Here is a 7104-nt window from a genome sequence, read left to right as displayed (position 1 = left end):
AGCAGTGTGTTGCACAACGCTGATCTGAGTGGAGGATATCATGGCGGAAGCACCGGAGAAAAATCTGGCTCTGGACATTGTTCGCATTACCGAGGCTGCGGCCCTTGCATCGGCCCGCTGGCTCGGTCGGGGAGACAAGGAAGCCGGTGACGGCGCCGCCGTTGACGCCATGCGCGTCAGCTTCGCCACCCTCAGTATTGATGGCCTGGTCATTATCGGCGAGGGCGAAAAAGACAATGCCCCCATGCTCTTTAACGGCGAAAAGGTCGGCAAGGGCTGCGGCCCCAGCCTGGACGTGGCCGTTGATCCTGTGGAAGGCACCAATCTGCTGGCCTATGGCCGCCCCAACGCCATTTCGGTGGTGGGCGTTGCCCCCAGCGGCAGCATGTTCAACCCCGGCCCCAGCTACTACATGCAGAAGCTGGTGGTGCCGCGCGAGGCCCGCGATGTGGTTGATCTGGATGCGCCGGTAAAGGTCAATCTTGCCAATGTGGCCAAGGCCATGGGCAAGAGCGTGCAGGATCTTGTGGTCTTTGTGCTCGACAAGCCCCGGCACGAGAAGCTTATTACGGAAATTCGCCAGGCAGGCGCGCGCATTCAGCTGCAGACTGATGGCGACGTGGCAGGCGCGCTCATGGCTGTTGATCCCCGTTCCGAGGTTGATATCATGATGGGTACGGGCGGCACCCCCGAGGGCGTGTTGTCTGCCTGCGCCATCAAGGGCATGGGCGGGCAGATTCTGGCCCGTCTGGATCCCCAGTCGTATGTGGAAAAAGAAGCCATCACCGAAGCGGGCATTGACGCGCGCGAAGTGCTCACGGTGCATGATCTGGTGCGCAGTGATGACTGTTTCTTTGCCGCCACGGGTATTTCCGGCGGTGATTTTTTGAGAGGCGTGCGCTACAGTGCCAAGTACGCTGTTACTCATTCGCTGGTTTTGCGCGGCAAAACCGGCACCCTGCGATATGTGGAGTCTTACCATAATATGGACAGACTCTCGAAATTTAGCGCGGTTCGGTATTGAATGAATAAAATTTCATCTTTCTGCGGTGTTTTTGCGGCATTGGTGCTGGCCCTGCCGCTGATGGTTGTTGCCCCCGGCATGGCCGAGGCCGCACAGGCTCCTGCTGCCAAGAAAAAGGCGGAGCAGCCTGCCCCTAGTTCCAGCGCAAGCGTTAATGTGTATGAAAAACAGCCCCCGGTGACGGACAAGGAACTGCTGGACTTTCTTGAACTTCTGCCGCAGTTCCGGGCCTGGGCCAAGGGCAACAATGAAGAAGCCCACCCCATCATGCGCAACAACAAGGCGGATTTTCTCTATTCGCCCAGCGCCGCTGCCTGGGTGCAGGCGCATAACTGGAACCCGGTACGCTTTTTCTGCGTCATGGGCCGCATGGCAGCCGCTCTTTCCATCGTGGAAGAAGGCAATGACATGAGCGGCGCGCGTTCCAAGGATATGCCCGAAGTTTCAGAAGGCGAACTTGCCCTTGCGCGGCGTCACCTTGGCACCATGCTTAAAGCTGGTGGCGATGTGCCGCCCATAAACAAATAGGGCCACTTTGCACAAGCCCGCAGTGCGGGCGCAGACAAAAGATTGATGAAAGGCTCCGGTTGATTCCGGGGCCTTTTTTATTTGCGGGCTGTTTCAGCAGCGTTCACTGTCTGCAAGCGAAGGCAAAGGGGTGATGTTGAGGCGCTCTTGCACTGAGGGAGTCGCGGTGCATGCCCTCCCACTGGGGACTGTTCTGAACTGCCATATGGCGAAAAAAAGCCCCTCGTGAGAGGGGCCTTGGTATTGTGAGCGCGGTCTGCGCCGGGCTGATGTAGTTGAGCTAGTTTGCAGGAGCCTGAGGCGCTGCGCCCTTGGGTTGCTCTGGTTGCGCCGCAGGTGTCTGTTCCGCTGGCGCAGCGGGGGTGGCTTCCTTGACCACTTCCTTGGCGAGTTCCTTGGCTGCATCGGCAGGCGTCGCTGCGGGAGCTTCAGTCGGAGCAGCCGGAACCGTAGGTGCCATTGTTTGGGGAGCAGACGCTTCCGCAGGCTGGACGGCGGCTGGGGCAGCCGCAGGTTCCTGCACCGGCGCGGGTTTTTCAGCCGGAGCAGCGGGCGCGGATTCTGGCGCGGTTGCCGGGGCGGCGGGTTCAAGTTTGGGGGCCTCGGCAGGTGCTGCTGCGGGAGCTTCAGGCGCGGGGGCCGGAGCCGCCGCAGGAGCTGCAACCGCTGGGGCAGCAGGAGTCAGGATGGCGCTCAGGCTTTTTACCTGCGCTTCAGGGGTTTTTTCCAGCTGCGGCATGAGCATGAGCGATGCGGGCTGGGCCAGAACAACAGCAATGATTGCGCACATCACGAGCGAACCGCTGGTACCGCCGTGCGCGCCACGGCGCACCAGACGGGCAAGCAGTACTGCCGCCACAATGCCAATGCCGCCCAGCACGGGCAGGGCCTTGAGGCCAAGCACGGCGGTGCGCTGGCTTTCGGTAAGCGTAAAGTGGAAGAACTTGCCAAGCCAGTCAAGCGTGTAGCCAAAACCTGCGGCCACCAGGGCCATGCTGGCGTGCAGCAGGCACAGGGCTGCGATGATGTAGAACAGTTTGGCTCCGGCAACAGGCAGGCGCAGCAGAGCCTTGCCCAGCAGGAGGGCGGCGAGGCAGGCCGTGCACACGGCAGCGCCCACCATGTCGGCAGCAAAAATACTCAGCAGGCAGGCGAACACAAGGGCTATCCACAAAAAGGCCATTCCGGCTTTTTCCTTGCGGGAGGCAGCCAGATCCGCAGTGGCGGTGCGCAGCACGCGCGCCCACGAAACACCACAGATAACAGCCAGCCAGGGCAGCAGGCCCAGAGCCGCAAAGGCAAGGGGCTTCCACCATGTGGCCTTGGTGATGGGCCAGGTTACAAGCTGGGTGCCAAGGTTCTTGAGGTATCCTTCCGGCTGATGCCAGAGCATGACAACAGCAAGCCAGCAGCCAATGATGCCCAGCATGAGCACAAAGCCCACGAGGCCGTCCGCCTTTTGCGCGCGGCGGAATCCGCAACGCCAAAGCAGAAAGGCCAGACTGGTCAGCACGGGCAGCAACAGATGGAAAAGGCCACCCGTCAGGCCAGCCAATGCGGCCAATGCAAAACCCAGAGGCAGGGTGATGGTCGTGCCCGGCTGCTGCCAGCCGTGGCAAAGGCAGGCAAGGGAAAGCAGGGTCACTGCTGCAGCCAAAGCTTCCGGCCCGGTAAAGGTGGAGAGCGGCGCAAAAATGGGCGCGCAGAGCAGCAGCATGCCGCCAGCCAGCGCGGCCCGGCGATCCAGCCCGGCAACACGGCCCAGAACCCACACCGCCACAAGGCAGATCAGGGTTCCGGCCATCGCGGCCAGGGGAAAGAGCAGGTGGGCAAACTGCGGCGCGGCCTTGGTGAGCAGGGCTTCAATGCCGCGCACAAACCAGAAAAATACGGGCCACTGCGAAAGGCCGTCGCCAGCCGGGGCAAGCCACATGCCGCTTTGCGCGGTTTGGGTAAAGGCCAGTATGCCTGCGGCTTCACGCGGACAGTACAGGCTGTGCCCCATAAGGGCGGGCCAGGCCTGGGCCAGCATGATAAGCAGGAGCGCAAGCGGCCCAACAATGCTGGCTGCGTCAAAAATATTGTCGGCAAAACCGGGAGCGGCTGGCTGAGGAGCGGATTCTGCCGGTTTTGCAGAGGCAGCGGGTTTGCCTTCCTTGCCGGAGTTGCCAAACATTCCCCTGAATCCCTTGGCCGAGATCGTCACCGGACGGGAAGCCTTGGGCGCTGCGCCTTCTGCCTGCGGTGCGGCTGCTGCGGCGTTCGCAGCGGCCTGTGCCGCGCCAGCAGGATCGGGAGCTGGTGCAGATGGCTGGGAAACTGCCTTGGCAGCTTGCGCTTCGGACTGGGCGTGCGCCCCGTCCGAGCTTGTCTGCTGGCCCCCAGACTGACAGGCAGCCTGGTCTCCGGGATTCTGGGCGCTGTTCTGGGTCATGGCATCGCTCCTTCATGCGTTTTCGGCTCGCCAAGCAGGATATGTCGCGCCTGGCGGTCATCGAGGTCAATTTCTACGGCGCGCCCCGTGGGCAGGCTCTGGCCGCTCAGCACATCACGCGCGGGGCCTTGCGCGCCAGCGGGCAGAGGGCAGGCAAGGTGTTGTTTCCGGTCTGAAAAATTGGCCGCCAGCAGCCAGTAGCCGCCGCCCGGCAGGGCGCTCAGGGTCGCCACGCATCCTGCGGGGCCATTTACCACCTGCACAAGACGACCAGAGGCAAGCCCGGTGGCGCGTCTGGCCTGCAACAGGCGGGCAATCTGTCTGGCAAAACTTGTTTCCCGGCTCCACTGCATGTCCAGCGGGCCAAAAGTCAAAGAGGCTGGGCTTTGTCCGCCGGGCAGGTTTGTGGCCCCCCACAGGGGCACGCTGCCAGCGCTGGACGCCCCCTTGCCAGAACCCTGCGGCAACCCCAGCGCGCCCGTAAGATCCTGCGGGCTTAAAAATGTCAGACCCGGCAAGCCAATGCGCCAGCCCAGCAGGAGCAGGCAGGCAGATTCCATGGCCTGCGCGTGTTCGGGGCGCAGGGCGCTGGCTGCATCAAACCCAAGGGCGCGAACGGCCAGTTCCGTCTGGGTGACGGGCAAGCCCGAGGCCTCTGGCGCGCCCTTGGCAAGGGACTGCGCGCGGCGCACAAGAGCCTGACCGTCCGGCAGATCCAGCAGGGGACGCCAGTCAATATATTGCCTGTTCCGCAGTCCACGCGCAAGGCGGCTGTGGTCAACGCCCGCCGCAAGCGAGGCCTTCAGCAGCGCGCCCAGAGGGGCCGCGTCACCGCTCAGCAGGGCATATGCGGCGGCAGCCGGGGTGATGCTGTCGCGGCTGAAATCTACGGCTGTGGCAAGCACCGCTTTGGTCAGCGAGGGGGGCAGCACATCGTCCTGCACGGCCCATCCGCCGTAGCGGTGCACCTCGCCCGCCAGGGATTCCAGAGCTTCAAGCCCCGGAACCAGCGCCGAAGGGTCTGTTCTGCCCCCGCTCTGGCCTTCCACCTGAGCGTCAAGACCCATGAGGGCCTCCAGCCTGATGCCCGCAAGCGTTTGCTGCTGCAAGCCCGTGTGCTGGATAACAGCTGCGGAAAATACCCGCCGGGCCTGCCCGGAAGGGTCCTGCCACAGCAGTACGGGCCGCAGGGCATTGCCGCTGTAGCGGTAGACCCAGCGCCGCACCTGTCCATCAGCGCCGCGCACTTCGCCGGTGACGGCCCACCCGCCGGGGGTTGCCCAGTCAAGGGTGTCGCGCCGCAACTGATCGGGCACAACGCCCCGTTTGCGCAATTCCGCCACAGCGGTCTGGCGCAGGGGCAGGCAGTCCCATTCGCCGGCGGTGGCGGGCAAAATATCCCAGTCTTTCTGCGGCACAGACATCATGGCATACAGGCCGTCAAAGCGCGAGGCCCGCCGTGCCTGAAGAATAAAATCCGGCCCCAGGCCCGTGGCTGCGGGGGGCAGTTCGCCGCCCATCTGCATCTGCACCTGATCCAGCTTTGCAGTCAGCCGCGAAAAATCCTCGCCGGTGCCCAGTGAAGGGTCTGGCCGCAGGGCGGTGACGTTGTCGCCCGCCTCGGATGCAGCGTCAGGCAGTGCGGAAGCCGCGTGGGCGCTCCAGATGTCGCCCTTTTCGCCCAAAGGAGCCAGGAAAAGCCCGCCAAAGCCAGCTTGCGCCCAAAAAGCGTCCACGCCGGGTTGGGCCAGCGCCCGCAGGGCAGGCTGTCCGGCGCCAAGGCTGTGCGGGTTGACGTCAAACCAGTTGGGCGCGGCGGTCAGCAGCAGGGGCACACGCCGCGCCGAGGCGCTGTTGCGCCAGATAAGATCCGTGCCGGAAACCTGCCCTGTCAGTTCCTGGGTGGAGCCGAGCATGGACTGGCGCTCAAGCCATTGCAGATACCCCGGATCCGCGCGCGGCAGCAGGGCTGCGTTCCCTGCAGGCTGCTCGCGGCGCAGGGAGGTTGCCGTGCCGCTGTGCTTTGTGCAGGCCGCAAGGCACAGGCCCACCACCAGAGCCGCCACAAGCACGGCCAGCAGGGGCAGCCGGGCCGCAAGCCCGGTTGTCAGCGGTACGGGCCGCCGCAGGATTTTCCGCAATGGTTGGGCACGCATGGTTGCGACCGTCAGGCCTTTGCCGCAGTTTCCTCGGCCTTTGCCGTGTTCCACAGCTCGTCCTTTTCATCAAGGGTCAGGGCCGAAAAATCAATGTTCTGCTCGCGGGCGATTTCTTCCATGCGGGCAAAACGCTTGAGGAAGCGCCGGTTGGCGTAGTCCAGCGCTTCGCTGGCCTTGATGCCCTTGCGGCGGCCAAGCTCTGCAATGCTGAACAGCAAATCGCCCAGTTCGTGCTTCTGGGCATCCTGATCGCCGCCTGCAGAGGCGTCCAGCCACTCCAGCCACTCGGCTTCCACCTGCTGCTCCACCTCTTCATCTTCCTGCCAGGTAAAGCCCACGCGGGCCGCTTTGGAGTTGATGCGGTAGGCCTTGGCAAGGGGGGGCAGGCTTTCGGGCAGGCTGTCAAACAGGCCCTTGGGTTTGCCTTCGTCGTCAGTATGCTCGGCGCGTTTGATTTTTTCCCAGGCCTTGAGTTGTTCTTCAAGGCTGTCAAAAACCGTGTTGCTGAACACGTGGGGGTGGCGGCGGATCATCTTGGCCCTGTTGTTGTTGAGGGCATCATCAAGGTTGAACTGCCCCTGCTTTTCATACAGGCGCGCCACAAAAAGCAGCAAAAAGGCCACGTCGCCCAGTTCTTCGCGGATGTCTGCCACATTGCCGGAGCGGATGGCGCTCACAAGCTCATGGCTTTCTTCAATGACGTATTCGGCAAGGCTTTCGGGGGTCTGTTCCTTGTCCCAGGGGCAGCCGTCGGGAGCGGTGAGCTTGTCTATGATGAGCTGCAATTCTTCGAGGGCGGTCTTTTCCATGATGGCGTGTTTCCTTGGTAATTCTGGCAGTTAAATGCCCAGGCGGGCGGTGAGGTCAGGCGGCAGCCAGCCGTGTACCTGGGTCATGAGCGCGTTGAAGTAGGGCAGTGCGCGCGAATGCTGCATAAAGGGCGCGCCCGCGAAAAATTT

5 protein-coding genes are annotated in these 7104 nt (G+C 63.1%); 2 read left to right on the top strand and 3 right to left on the bottom strand.

The window, feature by feature from the left end:
* Nucleotides 1-40: 40 nt before the first annotated feature.
* Both glpX and VEZ52_RS06690 read left to right on the top strand, forming a co-directional pair.
* On the top strand, nucleotides 41-1024 hold the full coding sequence (glpX, locus tag VEZ52_RS06695; RefSeq protein WP_324836130.1) for a class II fructose-bisphosphatase: 984 nt from the start codon (nucleotides 41-43) through the stop codon (nucleotides 1022-1024).
* Nucleotides 1025-1552: a serine/threonine protein phosphatase gene (locus VEZ52_RS06690; protein WP_324836129.1), complete on the top strand. Its 528-nt coding sequence runs from the start codon at nucleotides 1025-1027 to the stop codon at nucleotides 1550-1552.
* Between the two features lie 280 nt (nucleotides 1553-1832).
* Here the strand turns inward: VEZ52_RS06690 and VEZ52_RS06685 are convergent, their stop codons facing one another.
* From VEZ52_RS06685 to mazG, 3 genes are read right to left on the bottom strand one after another with little or no spacing between them, the layout of a single operon-like run.
* On the bottom strand, nucleotides 1833-3986 hold the full coding sequence (locus VEZ52_RS06685; RefSeq protein ID WP_324836128.1) for a hypothetical protein: 2154 nt from the start codon (nucleotides 3984-3986) through the stop codon (nucleotides 1833-1835).
* Entirely contained in the window at nucleotides 3983-6196 is a 2214-nt protein-coding gene (locus VEZ52_RS06680; protein WP_324836127.1) for a hypothetical protein, read from the bottom strand. The genes VEZ52_RS06685 and VEZ52_RS06680 overlap by 4 nt, the downstream gene beginning before the upstream one ends.
* Nucleotides 6154-6954, bottom strand: coding sequence for a nucleoside triphosphate pyrophosphohydrolase (gene mazG / locus VEZ52_RS06675; RefSeq protein ID WP_324836126.1), 801 nt, complete (start codon nucleotides 6952-6954; stop codon nucleotides 6154-6156). The genes VEZ52_RS06680 and mazG overlap by 43 nt, the downstream gene beginning before the upstream one ends.
* Between the last annotated feature and the right edge of the window lie 150 nt (nucleotides 6955-7104).

The sequence above is a fragment of the Desulfovibrio sp. genome (assembly GCF_035644575.1).
GTDB lineage: Bacteria > Desulfobacterota > Desulfovibrionia > Desulfovibrionales > Desulfovibrionaceae > Desulfovibrio.
This window is presented reverse-complemented; position numbering and strand designations above follow the sequence as displayed.

Bases quoted from the DNA above. Each gene is read 5' to 3' on its own strand.
- glpX (WP_324836130.1), top strand. From the start codon at position 41: ATGGCGGAAGCACCGGAGAAAAATCTGGCTCTGGACATTGTTCGCATT.
- VEZ52_RS06690 (WP_324836129.1), top strand. From the start codon at position 1,025: ATGAATAAAATTTCATCTTTCTGCGGTGTTTTTGCGGCATTGGTGCTG.
- VEZ52_RS06685 (WP_324836128.1), bottom strand. From the start codon at position 3,986: ATGACCCAGAACAGCGCCCAGAATCCCGGAGACCAGGCTGCCTGTCAG.
- mazG (WP_324836126.1), bottom strand. From the start codon at position 6,954: ATGGAAAAGACCGCCCTCGAAGAATTGCAGCTCATCATAGACAAGCTC.